Annotated in this window: 20 protein-coding genes; 8 read left to right on the top strand and 12 right to left on the bottom strand. The window is 46.1% G+C overall.

The window, feature by feature from the left end:
- From AACT18_RS17500 to AACT18_RS17480, 5 genes are all read left to right on the top strand, one after another.
- Nucleotides 1–509: hypothetical protein (locus AACT18_RS17500; protein WP_094146612.1), on the top strand; the 509-nt coding region annotated here is incomplete at its 5' end.
- 363 nt (nt 510–872) lie between these two features.
- Complete coding sequence (zwf, locus tag AACT18_RS17495; protein ID WP_026027771.1) at nt 873–2,375, top strand: glucose-6-phosphate dehydrogenase; 1,503 nt, start codon at nt 873–875, stop codon at nt 2,373–2,375.
- Nucleotides 2,372–3,088 (top strand): 6-phosphogluconolactonase, encoded by a 717-nt coding sequence (gene pgl, locus AACT18_RS17490; protein WP_094124710.1) that lies wholly within the window; start codon nt 2,372–2,374, stop codon nt 3,086–3,088. Before zwf ends, pgl begins: the two co-directional genes overlap by 4 nt.
- A 13-nt stretch (nt 3,089–3,101) precedes the next feature.
- Nucleotides 3,102–4,550: a decarboxylating NADP(+)-dependent phosphogluconate dehydrogenase gene (gnd, locus tag AACT18_RS17485; protein WP_017044907.1), complete on the top strand. Its 1,449-nt coding sequence runs from the start codon at nt 3,102–3,104 to the stop codon at nt 4,548–4,550.
- Between the two features lie 133 nt (nt 4,551–4,683).
- Nucleotides 4,684–4,824 carry a hypothetical protein gene (locus AACT18_RS17480; protein WP_017050239.1) on the top strand — a complete coding sequence of 47 codons (141 nt, stop codon included), beginning with the start codon at nt 4,684–4,686 and terminating at the stop codon, nt 4,822–4,824.
- 53 nt (nt 4,825–4,877) lie between these two features.
- On the opposite strand, the gene AACT18_RS17475 is transcribed toward AACT18_RS17480, so the two are convergent.
- Nucleotides 4,878–5,780 (bottom strand): LysR family transcriptional regulator, encoded by a 903-nt coding sequence (locus AACT18_RS17475; RefSeq protein WP_094143011.1) that lies wholly within the window; start codon nt 5,778–5,780, stop codon nt 4,878–4,880.
- A gap of 110 nt (nt 5,781–5,890) precedes the next feature.
- Between AACT18_RS17475 and AACT18_RS17470 the strand changes: the two genes are divergently transcribed.
- The gene (locus tag AACT18_RS17470; RefSeq protein ID WP_094125056.1) at nt 5,891–6,754 is read left to right on the top strand and encodes an MBL fold metallo-hydrolase; all 864 of its coding nucleotides are present in this window, start codon (nt 5,891–5,893) and stop codon (nt 6,752–6,754) included.
- Nucleotides 6,748–7,371, top strand: coding sequence for a DsbA family protein (locus AACT18_RS17465; protein WP_094125057.1), 624 nt, complete (start codon nt 6,748–6,750; stop codon nt 7,369–7,371). Before AACT18_RS17470 ends, AACT18_RS17465 begins: the two co-directional genes overlap by 7 nt.
- A gap of 45 nt (nt 7,372–7,416) precedes the next feature.
- On the opposite strand, the gene AACT18_RS17460 is transcribed toward AACT18_RS17465, so the two are convergent.
- The 6 genes from AACT18_RS17460 to rbsD form a co-directional block, all read right to left on the bottom strand.
- Nucleotides 7,417–8,424 carry a substrate-binding domain-containing protein gene (locus AACT18_RS17460; protein WP_094125058.1) on the bottom strand — a complete coding sequence of 336 codons (1,008 nt, stop codon included), beginning with the start codon at nt 8,422–8,424 and terminating at the stop codon, nt 7,417–7,419.
- A gap of 16 nt (nt 8,425–8,440) precedes the next feature.
- Nucleotides 8,441–9,361 (bottom strand): ribokinase, encoded by a 921-nt coding sequence (gene rbsK / locus AACT18_RS17455; protein ID WP_026027770.1) that lies wholly within the window; start codon nt 9,359–9,361, stop codon nt 8,441–8,443.
- A gap of 177 nt (nt 9,362–9,538) precedes the next feature.
- Nucleotides 9,539–10,417 carry a ribose ABC transporter substrate-binding protein RbsB gene (gene rbsB / locus AACT18_RS17450; protein WP_010320543.1) on the bottom strand — a complete coding sequence of 293 codons (879 nt, stop codon included), beginning with the start codon at nt 10,415–10,417 and terminating at the stop codon, nt 9,539–9,541.
- Between the two features lie 73 nt (nt 10,418–10,490).
- Nucleotides 10,491–11,459, bottom strand: a complete 969-nt coding sequence (gene rbsC / locus AACT18_RS17445; protein WP_010320544.1) for a ribose ABC transporter permease — start codon at nt 11,457–11,459, stop codon at nt 10,491–10,493.
- Between the two features lie 11 nt (nt 11,460–11,470).
- Nucleotides 11,471–12,976 (bottom strand): ribose ABC transporter ATP-binding protein RbsA, encoded by a 1,506-nt coding sequence (rbsA, locus tag AACT18_RS17440; RefSeq protein ID WP_013868175.1) that lies wholly within the window; start codon nt 12,974–12,976, stop codon nt 11,471–11,473.
- 20 nt (nt 12,977–12,996) lie between these two features.
- Nucleotides 12,997–13,416, bottom strand: a complete 420-nt coding sequence (gene rbsD, locus AACT18_RS17435) for a D-ribose pyranase (protein WP_094125059.1) — start codon at nt 13,414–13,416, stop codon at nt 12,997–12,999.
- Between the two features lie 306 nt (nt 13,417–13,722).
- Between rbsD and AACT18_RS17430 the strand changes: the two genes are divergently transcribed.
- Nucleotides 13,723–13,983 (top strand): DUF3012 domain-containing protein, encoded by a 261-nt coding sequence (locus AACT18_RS17430; RefSeq protein WP_013868177.1) that lies wholly within the window; start codon nt 13,723–13,725, stop codon nt 13,981–13,983.
- A 163-nt stretch (nt 13,984–14,146) separates the two neighbouring features.
- Here the strand turns inward: AACT18_RS17430 and AACT18_RS17425 are convergent, their stop codons facing one another.
- The 5 genes from AACT18_RS17425 to malQ form a co-directional block, all read right to left on the bottom strand.
- Nucleotides 14,147–14,515 (bottom strand): hypothetical protein, encoded by a 369-nt coding sequence (locus AACT18_RS17425; protein WP_094145921.1) that lies wholly within the window; start codon nt 14,513–14,515, stop codon nt 14,147–14,149.
- A complete protein-coding gene (tssI, locus tag AACT18_RS17420) occupies nt 14,512–17,610 on the bottom strand; it encodes a type VI secretion system tip protein TssI/VgrG (RefSeq protein WP_094144307.1) in 3,099 nt (1,032 codons plus the stop codon). Before tssI ends, AACT18_RS17425 begins: the two co-directional genes overlap by 4 nt.
- Before the next feature lie 141 nt (nt 17,611–17,751).
- Nucleotides 17,752–18,270 carry an Hcp family type VI secretion system effector gene (locus AACT18_RS17415; RefSeq protein ID WP_013868180.1) on the bottom strand — a complete coding sequence of 173 codons (519 nt, stop codon included), beginning with the start codon at nt 18,268–18,270 and terminating at the stop codon, nt 17,752–17,754.
- 290 nt (nt 18,271–18,560) lie between these two features.
- On the bottom strand, nt 18,561–20,750 hold the full coding sequence (gene glgB / locus AACT18_RS17410; RefSeq protein ID WP_094125830.1) for a 1,4-alpha-glucan branching protein GlgB: 2,190 nt from the start codon (nt 20,748–20,750) through the stop codon (nt 18,561–18,563).
- Between the two features lie 181 nt (nt 20,751–20,931).
- The gene (gene malQ / locus AACT18_RS17405; RefSeq protein WP_026027198.1) at nt 20,932–23,109 is read right to left on the bottom strand and encodes a 4-alpha-glucanotransferase; all 2,178 of its coding nucleotides are present in this window, start codon (nt 23,107–23,109) and stop codon (nt 20,932–20,934) included.
- Nucleotides 23,110–23,187 lie beyond the last annotated feature (78 nt).

Below are 23,187 nucleotides of genomic sequence, written 5' to 3'. Positions count from 1 at the left end.
ACTTACAACAGTGCTGGACAAGCTATCTCAAGGCTGAACAACTATTAGCGCAGGGGCATTGGCCACAAGCACACTGTTTGTTTGAAGATGTACTGCATCATATGCCAAGCCATATTCAATCAGCACTAAACTGCGAACATACAAAACCTTGCCAGTTGGTGTGCTTGATCTCTGGGCTATGTGATGCTGCTGTTTCTCAATCTGAAATTTTCAACCACTTGGGCCAGCATAAACAAGCCTTTGATGTCTTAAATCAATCTTATGCTCTGCTGCAGTTTACTGCGATTGAGCCCAATGCCTTGGTTAACCGCCTTGCCAACGTACTCACCAAACAAAGCGATGACTTGCTCAAACATATGGGTGCTTTTTGTTCAGCGCAGCGCAGCGCGACTTGGATGTTGGAGTTCGAACACGTACAAAAAGCGCACCACTATTTCAACCAACTCAAACGTTATAACCAAGTACAGGCTCAAGTTCCGTCGTCAAACTGTCATTGTTCAACTGAATAATCACCATAGAGTTACCATTCCGGATAAGACTGGCCACCTAGCATCATTCACAGCCGCTATAAGTAACGTGCTGTGGTCAGGGGATTAGACTTAGGCGGAACCTAGAATCTAACCTCTCACCCTGAAAATGTATCGAGATGGCATGAGAATTTAATCGATTGCGTTATCAATAGTTGATGTATGTCAAATTGTCGTAGACAATACGCACCCGAGTCTAGGGGCGATCCCTAGACTGCGTTCTGCACTTTTGGAGGAGCGCATTGGTTTTAACTATCGACATTATAGTTAGAGCCTATTTTCTATTTTTGCATGACGCTGCTACCGTTGGCGCATGCTAAATACCTCGTTTTTAAGGGAAAGATGATGGTAATACCTGAAAACAGCAGTATTGTGATTTTTGGTGCTTCAGGCGACTTAACCTATCGCAAGCTTATACCTGCTCTGTATCACTTGTTCGCCAGTGATCAACTGCCGAAATCCTTTGCTATTCTGGGTGTCAGCCGAACCCAATACAGCGATGAGTCATACCGTGAAAAATTAAAGCGCTCTCTTCAGGAAATGGAAAAGACCGTCCCAGATATTCTCGACGCCTTTTGCGAGCACTTGCATTATCAAGCGATCAATACTTCAGATGTTGCAGAATACGCGCAGCTCGCCACGCGTCTTGACTCTTTGGCTGAGCAATACCAATTCACGCAACGCAACACTCTGTTCTATCTCGCGACGCCGCCGAGCCTTTATGGCGTCATCCCGGCCAATCTCGCAGCGCATGGATTAAATAGCGAAGCGCAAGGTTGGAAGCGTTTGATCATCGAAAAACCGTTTGGTTATGACCTCGCATCGGCTCAAAGCCTTGATATCGAAATTCATCGCCATTTCCAAGAACACCAGATCTACCGTATCGACCATTATTTAGGCAAAGAGACGGTACAAAACCTGTTGGTTTTCCGTTTTGCTAACGGGATGTTCGAACCTTTGTGGAACCGCAATTTCATTGACTATGTCGAAATTACAGGCGCAGAATTTTTGGGCGTCGAAGAACGCGGTGGCTATTACGACGGTTCTGGTGCGGTGCGTGATATGTTCCAAAACCATTTACTGCAAGTGTTAGCTATGGTTAGCATGGAACCACCAGCCGCCATTAATGCCGATTCAATTCGTAACGAAGTCAATAAAGTGCTGCAAAGCCTGCAACCGCTTTCTGATGATGACCTACGCCACAACCTCGTACTGGGGCAATATACGGAATCGGAAGTTCGTGGCCAGTTTTTACCCAGTTACCGTGATGAACATGGTGTGGCAGCAGATTCGCGCACTGAAACTTATGTCGGTTTGAAAATGTTTATTAATAACTGGCGCTGGAATGGTGTGCCATTTTATGTGCGTTCAGGTAAACGTTTACCAACGCGCGTCACCGAAGTGGTCATTCACTTTAAGCGTACGCCACACCCTGTTTTTGGGCAAAATGCCCCTGAAAACAAGCTCATCATCCGCATTCAGCCCGATGAAGGCATTCAAATGAGCTTTGGTTTGAAGGAGCCAGGTGCGGGCTTTAAAGCCAAAGAAGTCTCTATGAACTTCCATTACACATCACTGGAAGAAACCAAAATGTTGACCGCTTATGAACGGCTCCTTTTGGATGCGCTCAACGGTGATGCAACTTTGTTTGCGCGTACCGATGCCGTAGAAGCGTGTTGGAAATTCGTGCAGCCTATTTTGGATTTCAAACAAGACCCGCAATCGCTGTTTGGCTATGCCTGTGGTACGTGGGGGCCGAAAGAGTCTGATTTACTGCTACACAATGATGGCCGCGCATGGCGCTTCCCGTGTAAAAACTTGACCGATACGGATTACTGCGAATTATGATCAATCATAAAATTTTTCAAACCCCAGAACAGGTGGTTGAAACGCTCGCCAATGAAATGCAACGCTATAGCGAGCAAGGTCAGCCGGTTCATATCTCCCTTTCCGGTGGCAGCACACCCAAAATGCTGTTCAAATTATTGGCCAGTGAACCTTATGCACAGGCGATTGCATGGCAAAACCTGCATTTTTGGTGGGGTGATGAACGCTGTGTTGCTCCTGACGATGCCGAAAGCAACTTTGGTGAAGCCAATACACTGCTGTTTAGCCAAGTGAACATTCCACCTCAAAATATTCACCGTATTCGCGGCGAAGATGATCCACAAACCGAAGCTAAGCGCTTTGCCGATGAAATGGCAAACGTCATTCCATCCGTCAACGGTACTCCTGTTTTTGACTGGATTTTGCTCGGTGTTGGCGCAGATGGCCATACGGCATCCCTGTTCCCTAATGTGACCGACTACGAGGATGAGAATTTATCTTTAGTGGCAACGCATCCGGAATCAGGCCAACTTCGTGTCTCTAAAACAGCGAAAGTGTTGGAAGCTGCAAAACGCATTAGTTATCTCGTTCTTGGCGCAGGTAAAGCCGAGATCGTACACGAAATTCACACCACGAAAGCAGAGGATCTTCCTTATCCGGCTGCCAAAGTTAAATCAACAACTGGCGAAACAGAGTGGTTTTTAGATTCAGATGCCGCAACAAAGATTGCGTGAAGGAGAGAAATAAATGAAAGGTGATATCGGTGTAATCGGCCTAGCAGTGATGGGCCAAAACCTTATCCTAAATATGAACGACCACGGTTTTAAAGTGGTAGCTCACAACCGTACCGCGGCAAAAGTCGATGAGTTCCTAGCAGGTCCAGCGAAAGACACCAATATTGTTGGTGCTTATTCACTGCAAGAGTTAGTCGACAAACTGGCGACACCTCGCAAAGTGATGCTGATGGTGCGTGCGGGCCAAGTCGTGGATGATTTCATCGACCAACTGGTTCCGCTACTCGATAAAGGCGACATCATTATCGATGGTGGTAACACGAACTTCCCAGACACCAACCGCCGTGTTGCAGCACTGCGTGAAAAAGGTATTCACTTTATCGGTACAGGCGTTTCTGGCGGCGAAGAAGGGGCACGTTTTGGCCCATCTATTATGCCAGGTGGCGCACCTGAAGCTTGGGAAGCCGTGAAGCCAATTTTCCAAGGTATCTCAGCAAAAACCGAAGCTGGTGAACCTTGCTGTGATTGGGTGGGTAACGACGGCGCGGGCCACTTCGTTAAAATGGTACACAACGGTATCGAATATGGCGACATGCAGCTAATTACCGAAGCTTATCAGTTTATGAAAGACGGCTTGGGTTTAAACCATGATGAAATGCAAAAAGTGTTTGCTGATTGGAATAAGACCGAGCTCGATAGCTACCTAGTGGAAATCACCGCTGATATCTTAGGCTACAAAGACGAAGATGGTGAAGCTCTGGTTGAGAAAATCCTCGATACTGCTGGCCAAAAAGGCACAGGGAAATGGACGGGCATTAACGCACTCGATATGGGTATTCCGCTGACGCTCATCACTGAGTCAGTTTTCTCTCGTTGCCTCTCAGCATTGAAAGATCAGCGCGTTGCTGCCGAAGCGCTGTTTGGTAAGAGCAATATGCAGATCGAAGGTGATAAACAAGAGTGGGTTGACGCACTTCGTCAAGCGCTACTTGCGTCTAAGATCATCTCTTACGCACAAGGCTTTATGCTAATGCGCCAAGCGTCTAACGAGAATGGTTGGAATCTTAACTACGGTAACGTGGCATTGATGTGGCGTGGTGGTTGTATCATCCGCTCCGCATTCCTGAGCAACATTCGTGATGCGTTCGAAGCTAACCCAGAAATCGCCTTCTTAGGTTCAGATGCCTACTTCAAGGGCATTTTGGATAACTGCCTAGCGGCTTGGCGTAAAGTAGCGGCCAAATCAATGGAAGTCGGCATTCCAATGCCATGTATGACCTCCGCGCTCACTTTCTTAGATGGCTACACCACCGCTCGCCTACCGGCTAATTTACTGCAAGCCCAACGTGATTACTTTGGTGCTCACACTTATGAGCGTACTGACCGTCCACGTGGTGAATTCTTCCACACAAACTGGACTGGTACAGGCGGAAATACGGCGTCTACCACTTACGACGTATAAAAAATTCGGCTTACGATGAAAAAAGGACTAGCTAAGCCCCTTCATCTACGCCTATAATTTGACCGTCATGGAGGATGTTAACTAGGTTAACATCCTCTATTTTTTTGTTTCCAAAACTACATGAGATCCAAAGATGACCATCAATAAGTTCTATGTACTTGTCCCACAGGCTGTGGAAGAAGACACTCATAGGGAAAATGAAGTTCAATCTGCTATGGAAGCTCAACGTCAGGCATTAGTGCAACAAGCGCAGAAACAAGGCGCAGTAGCATAATCCATAAGCAGAGTGTGGCAACACGCTCTGCTTATCACTCCTCTCTAGCTCATCTATAGGCATATCGTTTGCCAATCATGATTCATGAAATACTCCTTTAAGTGATCAATCAAAGCTCTGACAGCGGGTGATAAATGACGCCGAGAAGGATATAAAGCGTAAATGTCCATTTTCTTCGGTTGCCAATGCGCTAACACCTGCTGTAAGTCCCCCCTTTCTAACGCACCCTTGGCTAGATAAGTCGGCTGTAAAGCAACGCCCATCCCATGGATAGCCGCATGTAACAAAGTGGTGGCTTCATTCGCAGTTAGCTGGCATGGCACCTCCACCGATTGATGCTTATCATCTTGTTTTAAATGCCAAATATGTCGCTCAAAGTTTTTGTATCCAAGACAACGATGCTGTGAGAGATCGCTTGGTGTGAGTATTGGCTCACAGCGCATTAGATACTCAGGAGAGGCAACCAATACAGAATTACATTGGGCGATAGGGCGCCCGATTAAAGAAGGATCGGGATCGGCTGCAATACGGATCGCTAAATCAATTCGCTCTGCAATCAAATCAGCGGTTTTATCCTGTACATCAATATCAATTTCGATATTTGGATGCGTATTCAAAAAAGGTTTAACGGCCGGGATCAGTTGAGAAAAGCCAAACGACATGCTGGTCGCAATCCGGATTTTTCCAGATAACGACTGTTGATCCATCAACTGATGTTCTAATTGCTGCGCTTGCTCGACCCATAATTTTATCGCGTCTAGGCATTGAACTCCTGCTGATGTGAGCGATACTTTTCGTGTGGTTCGGTTTAATAACCGAGCTTGTAACCAAGTTTCCATGGTTTCAACATGCCGAGTCACCATAGGACGAGAAATATCCAGCCGTTCCGCTGTCGCCGTAAAACTTTGGGTAATCGCTATATCTAAAAAGACCTGAGCTGCTGTGAGTTTGTCCATGATTAGTTCTAATTAAGAAACAATGATGTCAATTATTAGCTATATATCCGAACAAGTCTAATTCGTATGATAGCTCCCGAACCGATAACATACTCTTTGGATAAATAATCATGAAAACACTGACTCTACTTACAGCAACCACACTCATCAGCAGCACCGCGTTTGCAGCACAACAACCTTTGACACTTGACGTCTACAATGCAGATGGCAATAGCTTCCATGTCAACTCCACTTTGGTTTATGGCGAAACAGAAGCGATGGTGGTTGACACTGGCTTTACTAAAGCCGACGCACTCCGTATTGCAGCAAAAGTACTAGACTCTGGCAAAAACTTAACCACGATTTTTATTAGCCAAGCTGACCCTGATTACTACTTTGGCGCTGAAGTACTGCATGACATGTTTCCACAAGCGAAAGTGCTGACGACTCCTGGCGTACGTGCAACGATTGCAGAAAAACTCGAAGGTAAACTGGCATTTTGGGCTCCCAAAATGGGTGCAAATGCCCCTGTAAAACCAATACTACCAACGGCTTATAATGGCAAAACCTTAACCATTGATGGGCAAACTATTGAAATTCGCGATGCGGATGGAGAATTAGCGCATCGTCCTTATTTATGGATACCAGCCAATAAAGCGATTTTAGGTAACGTCGCGGTATACGGAAATGTTCATTTATGGATGGCTGATGCACAAAGTGATGCGAGCCGCCAAGCTTGGGCGCAACAACTTGATCAAATGAAAGCACTCAAACCAAACGTAGTGATCCCGGGGCATATGACTTCTGGAACAGCGCTTGATGCTTCTTCAATTGAATTTGCACAGCAATATCTTATGGATTTTGCTAAAGCCAAAGCAAACAGCAAAGACAGCGCTCAGTTAATTCAAACCATGCAAAACCTTTACCCTAATGCTGGCCTACCAATGGCTTTAGAAATTGGTGCCAAAGTTCATATGGGTGAGATGAAATGGTAAACGTCCACTATATTTTCGACCCAATGTGTGGCTGGTGTTACGGAGCAACCTCTCTGATTCAGCAGCTGAATGAAATGAGCGGAGTAAAACTGCACCTTCATCCGGGTGGAATGATCGAGCGATCGCCTCTTTCAGATGGTTTTCGCCAACATGTACTGCAAGCTGATCAGCGCATTGCTCAGCAAACAGGAGCCGTATTTGGGGAAGGTTACATCGCCAAAATCAAAAGTGGCGAAACCGTGATATTGGACTCATACGTTACTGCTCAAGCCATTATTGCAGCGCAGTTACTCGGTGTATCGCCAAGTGTTATGCTCAAAAGCATTCAACAAGCGCATTACCAGCAAGGCTTGCCTGTGGCCGATACTGACACATTGGCACTGTTAGCCCAATCGCTTGACCTAGAGCCAAATCAATGGGAACAAGCGATGGAGCAAGCCAAAGCTCAGTTACCAGAGCAGTTAGAGCAGACGCAAAGCTTAATGGCGCAATATCAGCTTTCTGGTTTTCCCTCGATTGTGTATGAAGCAGAGGGGCAATGGCGAACCGTATCTGTTAGCCATTTCTATAATCGACCGCAGCAATGGGCTGATTTCTGGAAAAAGATGACTCAGTAATTAGTGCCTCATCCCTCTCTTTAGTAAAGAGAGGGATTTTTCCATCTACTTGTTCATCATTTTGATGCTTTTACGCACCACTAAAGTCGGCTCTAATTGGACAATTTGCGGTTCGAGCGCTTCGTTTTCTAAACGGGCAAGTAAGGTGTCAACTGCCGCTTTACCTAAACGATATTTGGGTTGATGAATAGTGGTTAGAGCTGGCGACATAAAACGGGCGATGTGAATATCGTCATACCCCATCAGCGAAAGATCTTCAGGAATGCGGATCCCTTTTTCATTAGCTGCATTAATCACACCCATTGCCATCATGTCATTAGAGACAAAAATCGCACTCGGTAATGGTCCTTTGGCTAACATTTTATTGAACGCTTCGTAGCCACCTTCACATTCAAAATCGGATTCCATAATCCAATTCGGGTGAATGTCCAAACCTGCTTCCAAGACAGCGCGCTTATAGCCTTCATAACGCATTTGAGCTTGATGTCGAATCAATGGCCCGGTAATGCAACCGATTTCTTTATGACCGCACTCAATCAAATAGTTCGCCGCAATATAACCACCACACAAAGAGTTATCTTGTATTTTATCGCTAGGAAAGAGCATTGGGCCCCAATCCATCACCACGACAGGGATATCTGGGTAGCGTTCAAAAACGTCAATCCGCTCACCTTCTAAGGTGGAGCACATCAAAAGTAAGCCATCAACGCGCTTTTGCAGCAGCGTGTTGATAGAGGCTTGCATCCGCTGGCTATCCCCTTCGGTATTACACAAAATAAGGTTATAACCTTTGTGGTAGCAACTGCGCTCTACTCCTTTGACCACTTCGCCAAAAAAGGGGTTAGTCGAAGTGGTCACTAACATACCAATGGTGCGCGTTCGGTTCATTTTGAGACTGCGAGCCAATGCTGACGGGGCATAGTTCAGATCTTGCGCGGCTTTATTGACACGCTCAGCAATTTCATCGCTCACATAGCGAGATTTATTAATGACATGGCTGACGGTAGACGTGGATACACCGGCTAATCTTGCAATATCTTTCATTGTCGCCATGTCTGTTTTTCCTATTCTATTGATGCTGAGCGAGAAACGCGTCCACTTCTACTCGGGTGGGTATTGAGGTTTGCGCGCCAAAACGGGTAACAGAAATGGCTGCCGCAGCATGTGCAAATTTAATGGCTGATTCTAAAGGCATATCTTCCAACAAACCCGTGACCAAAGCACCGTTAAACGTATCACCTGCCGCGGTGGTGTCTGTCACATCGACTTTAAAACCAGCAATCAGTTGACCACGCCCATTTTGGCTTAGCCAAACGCCTTTTGCACCTAAGGTGATCAAGACGATTTCAATCCCTTTTTTATGCAGTTCATTGGCCGCTAATTGCGCCGTGTGATCATCATCAACCGTAATCCCCGTTAAGCGCTGCGCTTCCGTTTCGTTTGGTGTGATCACATCGACACATTCTAGCAGAGTATCAGGCAGATCTCGGGCAGGCGCTGGGTTTAAAATCACATTGGTACGATTTTGTTTGGCGATTTGCGCAGCTTTAATAATGCCATCGATTGGCGTCTCTAATTGCATCAATAAATATTTGGCCGCACCAATGGCGGCTAAATCCGGTTCAATGGCATCAGCCGTCAGCTTGTCATTCGCCTCTGCCGAAATACAGATGCTGTTTTCTCCGCTGTCCGAGACTTGGATCATCGCAATGCCCGTCGGACAATTGGGCTGCATTTTAACTCCCGCAATGTTGATACCATCGAGCTTAAAATTCTCACGAATATTGATACCGAATGCATCGTCACCCACGCAGGCAATAAAACCGATGTCCGCTTTTAATCGCGCGGCCGCTACAGCTTGGTTGGCCCCTTTACCACCGGGAATAACTTGATAATGACGACCATGCAGCGTCTCGCCCGGGCGAGGAAATGAAGGCACTTGCAAAACATGGTCAGCGTTAACACTACCTAATACCACTAACTGATTCATAATTTGTCCTTTGTTCATGAGTGAACATGTTTGAAATAGAGCTGGAGAGGTTTGGCTTTTGTGGCTTCACCTGAAAAAACAAACCTATCGAGCCTGATTACTGGTTATTAATGGCTGAGGGGTTATAGAGAAGAGGTAGCTCTCTACGAGCCAGTAAAGAGCTACCTACAGCAAATATTATTTGCTGATGATTTTTAGAGGAACCGGAATGTACTCATCCACTTGTTCGCCTTTTAGCATTTTATCGGCCGTTTCAATGCCAAGTGCACCGATCATGTCTGGTTGCTGAGCAACCGTCGCAGCAAGTTGGCCGCGTTCTACCGCCGCGATACCATCGTCGGTACCATCAAAACCGATGATCATCACCTCTTTGCCTGATGCTTGAACGGCGCGAAGTGCACCCAATGCCATTTCATCATTTTGGGCAAATACGGCTTGAACATCTGGGTTTGCCGCTAGCAGGTTTTCCATTACATTCAAACCTTTAGTGCGGTCAAAATCAGCAGGCTGGCTAGCAAGCAGTTCCATTTCACTGCCTTTCACCGCGTTCATGAAACCTTCGCCACGCTCACGAGCGGCCGATGTGCCCGCAATCCCTTCCAGTTGAATGACTTTGGCTTTTGCACCGATTTTTTCGACGATAAAGTGACCCGCCATTTCACCACCGACTACGTTATCAGAAGCGATGTGGCTCACAACATCACCACGGCTTGCACCGCGATCCAGTGTTAACACTGGCACTTTAGCGCGGTTGGCCATACGAATGGCGTTAGAGACGGCATCAGAATCGGTTGGGTTGATCAAAATCGCTTTAACGCCACGAACGGTTAAGTCTTCTACGTTTGATAGCTCTTTGCTTGGATCATTTTGTGAATCCAAGACGATCAGGTTGTAGCCTAACTCTTTCGCTTTCGCTTCTGCGCCATCTTTCATGGTGACAAAAAATGGGTTGTTCAGAGTGGATAGTACAATCGCCATGGTGTCTTGCGCATGCGCAGCCACAGAGACAGTGGTGGAAAGTAGAGCAGCAGAGATTAAAGTTGCAAGTTTTTTCATCTTTATAGTCCTTTTTGTAGGGGCCGTTTTAAAGCTAATATGGCTCGCTTTAAAACGGAGGTTTTCTATCGTGTTACTTATTTTTGTTATCCACGAGTACCGCGAGCAAAATAACCACGGCTTTCGCAATCATTTGGTAGTAAGAAGAGACATCAAGCAGGTTCAGCGCGTTATTAAGAAAGCCGATGATCAGCGCCCCAATTAACGTGCCCATAATGCGTCCTTTACCACCCATCAAGCTGGTACCACCAAGTACGACGGCAGCGATGGCATCCAGCTCATAACCCATACCAGCAGTCGGTTGCGCAGAAGAGAGGCGAGACGTGACGATGATGCCAGCCAGCGCAGCCAATAGACCACAGATGGCGTACACACCAATTTTCACGCGATCCACATTAATACCTGACAATCGAGTCGCAGACTCATTGCCACCTAGCGCGTAAACATAGCGGCCAAAACGTGTATGGTTGAGTAAGTACCAAACCGCAGCAAAGACCACCACCATCATCCACACCGGAACGGGAATACCCAATGCGTAACCTGTACCAAACCAAGCAAAAGCGTCTGCAGTATCGGTAAAACCTGTCGAAATTGGACGCCCATCGGTATAAACCATGGTCACACCACGCAGTAAGGTCATAGTGACTAAGGTGGCAATAAACGCTTGCACTTTACCTTTGGCGATAATGATGCCGCTAATCGCCCCCAGTGCCGCGCCAGCAAGTAACGCTGTAGGGACTGCGATAATGACCGGAATCTCAAGACCAATCATGGTTGCAGCAAAAGCGCCGCACAACGCCAGTACCGAGCCAACACTCAAATCGATACCTGCCGTTAGAATAACCAAGGTCATCCCCACAGCGATAATGGCGTTGACTGAGGTTTGGCGCAAAATGTTCAGTATGTTGTCAACCGTGAAGAAATTGGGGTTTAAAAAAGAGACAACGACCACTAAAAAAAGCAAAGCAATCAGTGATTTTTGCTCAATGAGCCACTCTTTACTGATCCATTTTCTGCGGTTAGTTTGGGTTGAATTACTCATGCTATTACTGCTCATGCTGCTTCCTCATTGATCTTTTTGCCTACCGCACAGGCGAGTAGAATCTCTTGGTTGGCTTGTTTGGCACTGAATTCGCCGCTGATTCGACCTTCATGCATCACCAAAATTCGGTCACTCATCCCTAGCACTTCTGGCATCTCTGACGAGACCAAAATAATACTCATCCCTTCGGCTTTAAATTGGTTAATCAATTGGTAAATCTCTTTTTTGGCTCCGACGTCAACCCCGCGTGTGGGTTCATCCAAAATCAAAACTTTGGGACGTGTCATCAACCCTTTCGCAATCGCTACTTTTTGCTGATTGCCACCGGACAAATTACCAATGATTTGATCACGAGATGGCGTTTTGATGTTGAATAGGCGAATGAAATCTTCCACTGCGATGACTTCATCACTGTGTTGAATCTGTACACCTTTGCTAAATTTATTCAACGCACACAGTGACATGTTCTCTTTCACCGACAGGCCAAGAACCAAACCGTCCCCTTTGCGATCTTCTGAAATATACGCGATACCGTTTGCAAGGCCATCTTGTGGGCTGACTGGGTTGATGGTTTTGTTCTCAAGGTTAATCACGCCTCGCTCACTGGGCAGCGCGCCGTAAATCACTTTCATTAATTCAGTGCGCCCTGCGCCCATCAAACCCGAGACACCGAGGATTTCACCTCGTTTGAGCGTAAAATTAATGTCATGCACACCTGAGCCCGTGAGGCCTATCACTTCAAGGCAAGTGTCGCCGTGCTTTACCTCAATACGCGGATACTGTTCTTCTAATTTCCGGCCGACCATCATCTCAATCAGGCCATCTTCATTGGTGTCAGACACTTTGCACTGGCCAATGAATTTGCCATCACGTAACACGGTAATATCGTCACAAATTTCAAAAATTTCTTTCAACCGATGTGAGATATAAACAATGCCGCAACCTTGTTCACGCAGCTCGTTAATCACATTAAATAACGATTCAGTTTCGGTATCCGTCAGCGCATCCGTCGGCTCATCCATGATGATCACTTTCGACTCAAATGAGAGCGCTTTTGCAATCTCAACCATCTGTTGCTCACCAAGGCTTAAGTCACCCAACAAGGTCTTGGAGCTGTGTTTAACATTTAAGCGAGCCAGTAGTTTGTCGGCTGCTTGGTACATTTCATTCCATAAAATTCGCCCCATCGCACCGGTTATCTCTCTACCCAGAAAAATGTTTTCAGCAATGGTTAATTCCGGAATCAAATTCAACTCTTGGTGAATAATGCTGATGCCCGCTTGTTGTGAATCTCGTGGGCCTTTAAAGGCGGCAGGTTTTCCTTGGTAAGTGATAGAACCCGCATCCAATGAATAGATACCCGTCAACACTTTCATTAAGGTTGATTTACCCGCGCCGTTTTCGCCCATCAACGCCATCACGCGGCCGGGGTAAACATTGAGGCTAGCTTTATCGAGCGCTTTCACGCCGGGGAACGCTTTTTCAATCTCACTGAGCGCTAAAATTGCTTGAGTCATAGTGGATCCTCAATCGCGGCTTAAAACACGACGCCTGCTTGAAAAATAACATTCGCATACGGCGTGCATTCGCCAGTTCTTACTACGGCTCGGCTGCGCATAGTGCGCTCTTTAAAATCGTGATGAGAGAGGTAAGTGACAGCAATCGCTTTCTCGCACAACTCCTCTTCCGCTTTCAGCTCAGCAAGCAGCGCTTTGTGATGCTCAGGGCTTACTTGTGCAAACTCTTCAGCAATGATCACACCTTCAATTTGAGATTCAGAAAGAATCACGCGGACCGTGTCAATAAAACCGGGAATACCGTGAGTTAATGCTAAATCAATACGCTGCACTTCATCAGGAATGGGCAAACCTGCATCACAAATTGTGATTTCGTCGGTATGCCCTAAAGTAGCCACCAAGTAAGAGAGTTCCGAGTTTAATAGGATACTTTTTTTCATTGTTATACCTTCACGTTAGGCTTTATGTTTCGCTTTTTGACACCTTTCTATCACTCTTGAATCGTTCAAGAAAATCTCATCGAAACGTTTCGATGAATCCTAGCGTAGCAAAAATAATTTGCACGATGCGAAAATAGGTAATGTGATTTTGATCGTTGATTAGTGAGCTGAGGAGTAAAAAAGAGTGAGGACCATCACTGAGTGATTTGTCATTAGATGCCCATTTTTAGCATAGGATTAGCACTGAGACCGTGATTTTCGGTATAGTCACTCCGAACAAAAATCGCATCCATTTGGAACTCAAACATGAAAAAAATAGCCTTGGTATTGTTTACTGCATTCTCACTCGCCGCCTGCTCAGAAGTGGGCAGCGAAGCATGGTGTCAAGATATGAAAGAGAAACCAAAAGGCGAATGGAACGCCGGGCAGGCGGTGGATTATGCAAAGCACTGTGTCTTCCAATCACAAATTGGCAGCGACGCGTGGTGTGAAGATATGAAAGACAAGCCAAAAGGTGATTGGACAGCGAATGAGGCTGGTTCTTACGCTAAATATTGTGTGCTGTGAGAAGGGAGTCCCCAGAGCTAGGTTGCTATGGGGTTTACGGCCATCAAATTAATTGGTGGATTTTTTCATACTATTTTTGATATTAATTAACTATCAAAAATCACTTTTATAAGATTATTTACAATAACCTATCAATATATAATTAATTTGTTAACTGTTAGCTCTAGCCGTTATCAACATCCTCTATATATTGTTTAATATATTCATCAAGGTTTTCTAAATTAGACTGTTCACATTGAATCATCAGCAATTCACCGCGTTGACCACCAATATTCGCATAAAGCATACACCTTTCATGGATAACTAACCTTTGCTTATTGTAAAAATCATCTGGAAAGCCATAATCTATAGACTTAAAAGAAATAACTTTTTTAATCTGAGCCTCTGACCTTGCTATCTCATTTTGGATGCATCCTATCATTTCTTGATGCACAGTAGATGTATCATAGCAATTATCGCTAGCAATGGCGCCACTACTAATACTGAATAATATCAATAGAGCAGTAAAAATTTCAGAAAGCAACCTATTCATTTTATATCAACCTCTAAACCTTTAGTTTCCAGTTCAAGTAAAGTTTTCTTCTCTGACTCTGCCCGTTTTTTTAAATCATCCCACCATGATGGTGAAGATCTAAAGAGCCTCTCTGTATTAAGAGTCTTATAGTCTTGTACAAGAATAATAAACTCCCTATCTGTAACACTTTCCACATTTTTTCCATTCAACGCATTAATAATTAAATTAGTTCGCCCGCCAAACTGCACGGAAGTGGACCATATCAAATCGTGCACAGCAGCTCGATTATGCTCAAACAATAGTCCTTTTCCTTTAAGCTTTTCTATTTGTATATCGTAATGTGTTTGCTTAATAAATTGATGTTGTTCTTCTCTAAATTCTTGGGGGTATTTAGAAGCTATATCCAACCAAGCAGTATTAAATTCTTTCGTCGCTGGATTCAATCCAATAAAAAAATCTTTAAATTTTGATGATCGAATATACTGTTGTACCACACCAAGGTTTGATGACATTTGATAACAGCCATATGAAGCACCACCATAATCTCCATTTCCTGTTGATATGACCCCTGGACCTCTTCCTGCCGACTCATATTTCTCTGAAGTTTTACCTAGCGTCCACATTTCATGGACATCATTTTCATAAACCCACCCATCCATCAACGCTTCATCCAGTGCAAGCAGTGTGCCTTGGCCAACAATACCATCAATGGGACCAATGCTGTATGACGGATGCGTTTGATGACTGGGTTGATAACTTTTTTGGAACTGCTCAATGGCCGTTTTGGTTTTATTACCGAAATCACCATCGGCTTGCAAATCAAATTTCATTTTGATTAACGCTTGCTGAATCAAGCTCACTTCTTCGCCATTGTTGCCTTTTCTGAAAGCGCTGACTTGTTTCTTCGCTAACTTTTCCAGCTCTTCTGAAGCTTTCAACACATCCGATTGTAGCAGTGATGCTTTATCTTCGTTTTGTGCATCCTCTTTTGGGCTCTCTTCCTGAGCGCTCTTTTCTGCCACCTTCGCTTCTGACTGCTTTTGTGGTGATGCAGATGATTTCTGCGCAGCGGATTGTACTGCGGCAGCCTCAAAATGAGTGATCACATTCGCTTGGCCGCTTTGCATGGTCGCGTTAATTGCACTCGCTTGCAATTCGGCTGGAGCTTTCATATCAAGTAGTGGGGTTGCCAACATGGCGGATTGCCCACCATAAGCGCTACCGCTACCCGCACTTCCGCCAGCATTAAGGTTAATCGCAGGACCAACGATGTGCACGCCACCGGCATCCACTTTGACAAAGCTGCCACCCGCTTTTAAAGTCACTTCAGCCCCAGCTTCTACAACGATTTTAGCTCCCGCTTTAAGGCTGATTTCGCGCCCTGTTTGTATCGCGGTCAGTTTGGCCACTTTATGCTGTAATGACCCGCTAATCTCTACACTGCTATCTTTGGTTATGTTATCGCGGCTTTCGCCCTCCACTGTGAGGTGGTGGTTATGTTTAACGTGCGTAAACTGGTCGTTATCCACCGTGAGGTGCTGGTCGTGCTTGATGTGCGCCGTGGCGTCATTGAGCACCAAGGCGTCTAAGTCTTTTTGCGCGTGTAGGTAGATTTTCTCTTGCGCTGCTTGGTCTTCAAAGCTCAGCTCGTTAAACCCTTCTCCTTGGTGCGTTTCACTGCGCAGCACGGTTTTGGTTTTATTATCCGGCAGTGTGTACGGCGCTTTGTTGGTCGCATGGTAGGTACGGCCTGTCACTATCGGTTGGTCTGGGTCGCCGTTGAGAAATGAGACGATGACTTCATGACCAATGCGCGGAATGGCTATCATGCCGTATTGGCTGCCGGCCCAACCTTGTGACACGCGCACCCAGCACGAGCTGTGCTCATCGCCGTTGGAATATCTGTCCCACGGGAAATGCAGTTTGACGCGGCCATGTTCGTCACAGAAGATTTCTTCGCCATCAGGGCCCACGACTAACGCCATGCAAGGGCCATCCACTTGAGGTTTGGCTTGCGGTGCCGCACGCCACGTGACATCGGCAGGAATAAGCGTGAATTGGTTGCTGTACGTGGTCGCGCCACTGCCGCCCTCTTCTTCCAATGCTTGTGGCTGACGCCCTTGATGATGCACTTGCACTACAACCCAATCGCGGTTCGCGCTGTCGTCAAGGTGCTCTTGTAAATCAAACTTTGTGCCCGCTTGCAGGCCTGGATGGTTACTTTTTCCGGTCGCGGTACGTGCTTCTCGTCGTAAGTACTCTAAGCGAATTTGATTAAAGGCTTTGCCGCTGATGTCGTCTTTAAAGCGACCCGGTGCATCAAAGTGCTCGTAGGTCGCTTGCTGGTAATCCATTTCGTGCCCTTGCGCTTGCTGAGCAAACGAGTAGCTCGGTTTTTTAAAGCTGTAATCTTGCAGCGCGCTGTGGCTCACTTCGGTTTGGCTGTGTTGCGTTAATTGCGACACATAAGGGCTCTCCATCACGCCACCCGCAAGGACGTTGTAAGGGATAGGCGTTTCTCGCTTTATCAGGCTTTGGCTGTCGTCACTGAAAAAGAGGGTGTGTTTCCCCTCTTCATGAATGAAGTGATACACCAAGCCCTCTTCGGCGGCTAAGCGGTGCAAGAAGTCGATATCCGTCTCACGGTACTGCACGCAAAATTCACGCTGAGCACACTCACGCTTCAGCGAGAAGGCGTAGTCGTTAATGCCCATTTCTTGCAGTACGATGGAGAGGATTTCGGGAACGGTTTTGAGCTGGAAGATGCGGCTGTTTTGGCGCAGTGATAGCCGCTCTAATGCCGGGACTAAGGTCAGTGAGTAAAAGGTGTGATGATGGCCAATATCGCCTTTACTGAACTGGCGCACAATGCCGTGCACGCGCTGCACGACAAGGCCATCACGCAACATCTCAAGCTGAGCGGTTTTGTCCACCAGCTCCAGCGCCGTTAAGCCAGATTGACGACTGGCCAGTTTTATCTCATAGCGAAAACCGTAGCAACGCAGGCCCGCTTGCGCGCTATCAGACAGCGATTCCACGCCTTGGTATTCACGCACCACTAACGTGTCGTCTGCCAAACCCTCCACGGTGAGCCTAAAACTTAACCTTGCCATCTTTTTACCTTCCACATTTGAATGTCGAAAAACCTTAAGCTCAATACATAACTAGGCTACGTACTGAGCTTAAGGTTTTGGTGTGGGCCACTCACCCCAAGGACATGAAACACGAGTGAGCGACCCAAAAACTAAGCGTGATTACGCTTCAACAGGCTTGCGCCAGTCGTCAGAGCCTGAAGTACCCGCATTCACGTGATCCCACAGGATTTTACGGTAAGACATAGAAACCGTAACGTTTTGTGTGAAGTCGCCGTTCGCTGGATCTTGGCAGTGTGGCATTTCACAGTGAATGTCCACGATAGACGCGCTTTCGAGTGTAGTAGTGAAGAAGTTCTCTTGCTTACCTTCGATAGAAGTGCGGTACCATTTTAGCTCAACCGATTTCATCTTCTCGCCAGACGCCAGTGCGTTATAAAGAAGAGGAACCGCTTTGTTTAGCGCTACGGTGAATTTAAATGGTTTGTGAACACGTTGACCAGAAGGCTGACCTGATTGTGGATCAGTCGGTACAGTTACAACGTGGTCAAATTGTTGAACCAACATTTGGTCTTCATGACCTTCAACGAACGCATCACCGATTGAATCAGTAGACAGAGCACCAGCAGTGATCAGGCCCTGAGTTTCGCCTTCGATAGAGATATAACATGGAGTTGGCATTGCAAATTCCTTACTTTAATGATGAATGGTATGAAACAAGTTCACTCGTCATAGAGCAAAGTCAGTGCCAACTCTATTACTATTTAAAATCAAACACTTATATTGTATGTATTTTTGATTGAGCAAAAACCTGCCCAGTATGAGCAAGATATTGCTTCGATGGGTAAAAACTTACCCTCATTCTGAGACAGCCAGATGTAAAAATCCCGATTCACACTGTAAATCGGGATTTTGATGTTGAGACTTCACAAGAAACCATTCAACTCATTAAATTGCAATGGGGTTGACAACTATACCCTTGTCTCTAGCTTATAGTAGAGAGTTGCCAGTGGCGGTACACAGACCAAAATAGATTGGTCTAAACCCTCACTCTCAACGTTTTCAGTCAGTACACGGTTTTTGACTTCAAAACCGCTACCGCCATAGTGTCTATCATCTGTATTAAGCAGTAATTGATACTCACCTTTGACAGGCATACCTAAACGAAAAGCTTGGTGAGGAACAGGGGTAAAATTGGTGATAATTAAAATACGTTCACCGCAGTCACTCATGCGTTCATGCGCAAGAATGCTCGCATCGGCCGCATCTTGTAAGCGCCACTCAAAGCCACGAGGCTCACTGTCTAACTCAAAAAGTGCAGGCTCGGCTTGATACATCTTATTGAGATCTCGCGTTAAATTCTGCACTCCTTGATGGCGTTCAAACTGCAATAAGAACCACTGAAGTTGGTCATCATGATTCCATTCTGCCGTTTGACCAAATTCAGTGCCCATGAAGTTGAGTTTTTTACCCGGCTGGCCATACATGTACCCCATATAAGCACGCAAGTTTGCCGTTTGTTGCCACTCATCGCCGGGCATTTTGTTGTGGATCGAACCCTTGCCGTACACCACTTCATCGTGCGATAGCGACAACACATAGTTTTCACTGTGTGCATAGACTAACGGGAAGGTGATGACGTTGTGATGGTATTTACGATGGACGGGATCTTCTTTTATATAAGCCAAACTGTCATGCATCCAGCCCATATTCCATTTGAAACCAAAGCCTAAGCCGCCCATAAAGGTTGGCGCTGAAACGCCGGGAAAAGCTGTTGATTCTTCAGCAATGGTCATAGCATTCGGGAAGTGTTTGTACACTTCTTCGTTCATCCACTTTAAGGTGGCAATCGCATCGTAATTTTCTCTGCCGCCATCCACATTTGGGATCCATTGATCATGGCTGCGTGAGTAATCGAGATAGAGCATAGAAGCAACGGCGTCTACTCGAATGCCATCGATATGGAACTGTTCAAACCAATATAACGCATTCGAGACTAAGAAACGGCGCACATGTTCGCGGCCAAGGTCGTAAATATACGAACTCCAATCTTGATGCCAACCACGGCGCGGATCAGGGTCATGGAACAAAGGAGTGCCATCAAAATTGGCTAAGCCATGACTATCGGCAGGAAAATGTGCGGGAACCCAATCGAGCACCACGCCAAGACCGGCTTGGTGACATTGATCAACGAAATATTTAAAATCATCGGGCGTACCGAAACGGCTCGTTGGCGCAAATAAGCCAACAGGTTGATAGCCCCAAGAACCATAGAATGGATGCTCAGAAACGGGCATAAGCTCTACATGGGTATAGCCTAAATCCACCAAATAAGGCACCAGTTGATCAGCCAGCTCACGATAATTTAAAAATTCACCCGCCGAATTACGACGCCAAGAGCCCACGTGCAACTCATAGAAAGAGAGCGCTTGCTTGCGCTTTTCGGTGATGGGGCGAGCTTGCCACGAACGGTCTTGCCATTCATAGCGACGATGATCGTATGTTACCGAGGCAAATGAAGGGTATTGCTCAGCATAGTGACCCCAAGGATCGGCTTTGTGCGGTAACCCTTCACCATGAGGCCCTTTCAATTCAAATTTGTATTGCGTACCTTCGGGTAAGTTGGGCATGAAAATTCCCCAAATACCGTAATCAAGGCGCTGCATTGGATTACGACGTCCATCCCATTGGTTAAATGCGCCAATCAAACTGCACGCTTTTGCATGCGGTGCGTAGACTAAAAAACGGATACCTGAGATTTGTTTACCACCACGTTCCATGGTCACGAACTGCGAACCCATGTGGTGATACATCGATTTCGGCGTATGTAAATCATCATATTCAGCGTATAAACCATGGTACTGATATGGGTCATCGATGAGCTGTTCGACACCTGCCCAATCGACCGCCAATTGGTAGTGGGTAAAACGTAAATCAATATTTGATTTTAGGATGAAACCCGACTCATCTTCACGCTCAAGCAGAATGCGGGGTTGATTTTCCACCACCAGCTCAACTTTTTCGGCACCCGGCATCCAAACGCGTAGCGCACCTTGATCGGGTGCAAGGTAAGGGCCTAAAAATGAGAATGGATCTGTAAATGATGCATGGGAAAGTTGGCTATATGCCTGCTTTAGCTTTGAAAGCTTTTTTGTTTTCATATCCCTACTCCTAACCTAACTTTCTTTAAACGTATAAAAATGCCCGCTAAAATGGCGGGCATACTAGCGAGGTTCAGTGTACCGAACTCTGCTGTTACATTGAGTGACCTAGACTAAAATTCTTCATGCCATGATTAAGAAAGATAACACTAAGCCACATCAAGGTTTATTCAGTAAGTGATTATTTACTTACACTCGCTCGCACTTCCGTTAAACGTGCAGCAATGCGATTGACATTATCACGCGCAAATACTTCATCCAAATTCATTGAAAGTTTACGACGCCAGTTAGGGTACTCATTAACGGTGCCCGGAATATTAACGGGTTTATCCATTTCCAACCAATCTTCTAACTGAATACTTAACAAGGTCGATGCACCAGATGCAACGTGCAGTTGCAGCGCCTCACTTAAATATGAATCCATTGGAACAAGGCTTGCGTCGCGCCCCACACCCTCAGGCAAATAACCATGCCATGCCACCGAATCCAAAATGCCTTGTTTACATTTCAAACGGTCCTCAAACAAGGCTTCGAGCTGGGCTTGATCGGGGTACAAACCAATTTCGCTCCCCATTTTGAGATCATCGCAATGCCAGAAACCACGCAACGTTGGCATATCATGTGTGCACAGTGCCGACATCGACTGAGCGGCGTAATGTTTCGGTGAGATAAAGCCGCCATCTTCTGCGGTTTCAAAGAAGAACACTTTATAAGAGTGAACACCCGCGTCGGCTAAAATATCGACGATTTCATCAGGTACTGTACCCAAATCTTCGCCAATCACGCTACATTGATGGCGGTGAGATTCCAACGCTAAAATCGCGAGCATATCTTGTACTGGGTAGTAGATGTAAGCACCCTTAGTGGCATTTTCACCTTTTGGTACCCACCACAAGCGCAGTAAACCAAGTACATGGTCAATGCGTAGCGCACCACAATGTTTCATATTGGCGCGCAGTAGCTTGATATAAGCATCGTAAGCGGTTGCTTGTAATACTTGTGGATTAAGCGGTGGTAAGCCCCAATTTTGACCCAGTGGTCCAAGAATATCGGGCGGTGCGCCAATGCTGGCGTCTAAAATCAAGTTACCGGCATCAGCCCAAGTTTCAGAGCCTGAATCAGCCACACCCACCGCAAGGTCGCGGTATAAGCCGACCGCCATGCCTTTTTCTTCCGCGAGTGCTTGGGCTTCATTAATTTGGCCATCAGCAATCCACTGCAAGTACATGTATAGGTGAACTTTATCTTGATTGTCTTCGATAAATTTCTGTACTGCGCTGTTTTCAAACCGACGATATTTTTCAGGGAAAACCGGCCAACCCCATACATTCGGATCTTGGGCATGTAAATCGACATGCAGCGCATCGAATGCCGCTTGGTGCACTAAGCTCTCACCACCTTCTTCAACGAAATTCAAAAAGGCTTGTGCGCGATCGCTATTTTTATCTAAATGGCGTTTTTTAAATTCGGTGAACAGGAGTGGCAAGACACTCATTTTTAATGTTGCAACTTCTGTATAGTTTACCCAATGCGCTTCACGTACTTTCTGAAGACGTTGCTGAAACTCCGCACTGCCTACTTTTTGCTGCGCATCCGCACTCAAAGCAAATTCAGGCACTGAACTCACGTCAATGTATAAAATATTGAGCCAACGGCGTGACGATGGGCTGTAAGGACTCGCTCCTTCAGGGTTTGCAGGAAAGAGAGAATGAATCGGGTTAAGACCGACAAAATCGCCGCCACGAGAGGCAATATCCGCCACTAACTGTTTTAAGTCGCCAAAATCACCAATACCCCAGTTGTGCTGAGTACGCAGCGTGTAAAGCTGCACACTCGGGCCCCACAATTTTTTACCTTCAGTAATAGGTGCTTGTTTGTAACAGGCTTTTGGCGTCACTATCAGCGTGAGCTCATACGGTGTTTTACGGCGTTTCCGTGTCACCAATAGTTTGTGATATCCCCATGCCAAATCGCTTGGCAATGCAAACACTAAAGGGCCACCCTCAGCGCGTTCATCACGAACGACTTGCGATTGAAGATAGCCTTCAAGTACCTCTCCTTGTTCGGTTTCTAAGCGCCAGTTAAATTCGCTTTCACGTGCGCTGGCACCTAGATAAAGTGGCACTTCCACCGCTTCACCTTCACGAATAACGAGAACAGGATCTAATACATCTTTCTTGTGTTTCTTTTCTGCTGATTTCAGCAGCGTTTCATCATTGGTTGTGTCATAGCCCAAAGACGCCAATAAGCGGATAATGGTTTCATCTTCCACTTTCGCTTCGTCGCCCCACGCGCTTATGTAGCTGTCGGCAATGTTCGCCATCGCCGCTACTTGTTTCAATGCGTTTAGTTGTTTCATCGCTTTCTCCGAAGGGACTTCTTTCCCCTTCAAATGGGTAGGGTTTTATTATAATGAGTCATCATAGAGCCAAGGCTC

It is taken from the genome of Vibrio sp. V04_P4A5T148 (assembly GCF_963875605.1).
Taxonomy (GTDB): domain Bacteria; phylum Pseudomonadota; class Gammaproteobacteria; order Enterobacterales; family Vibrionaceae; genus Vibrio; species Vibrio anguillarum.
Note: the sequence above shows the minus strand (reverse complement) of the source record. Positions and strands in the feature narration are given on the sequence as shown.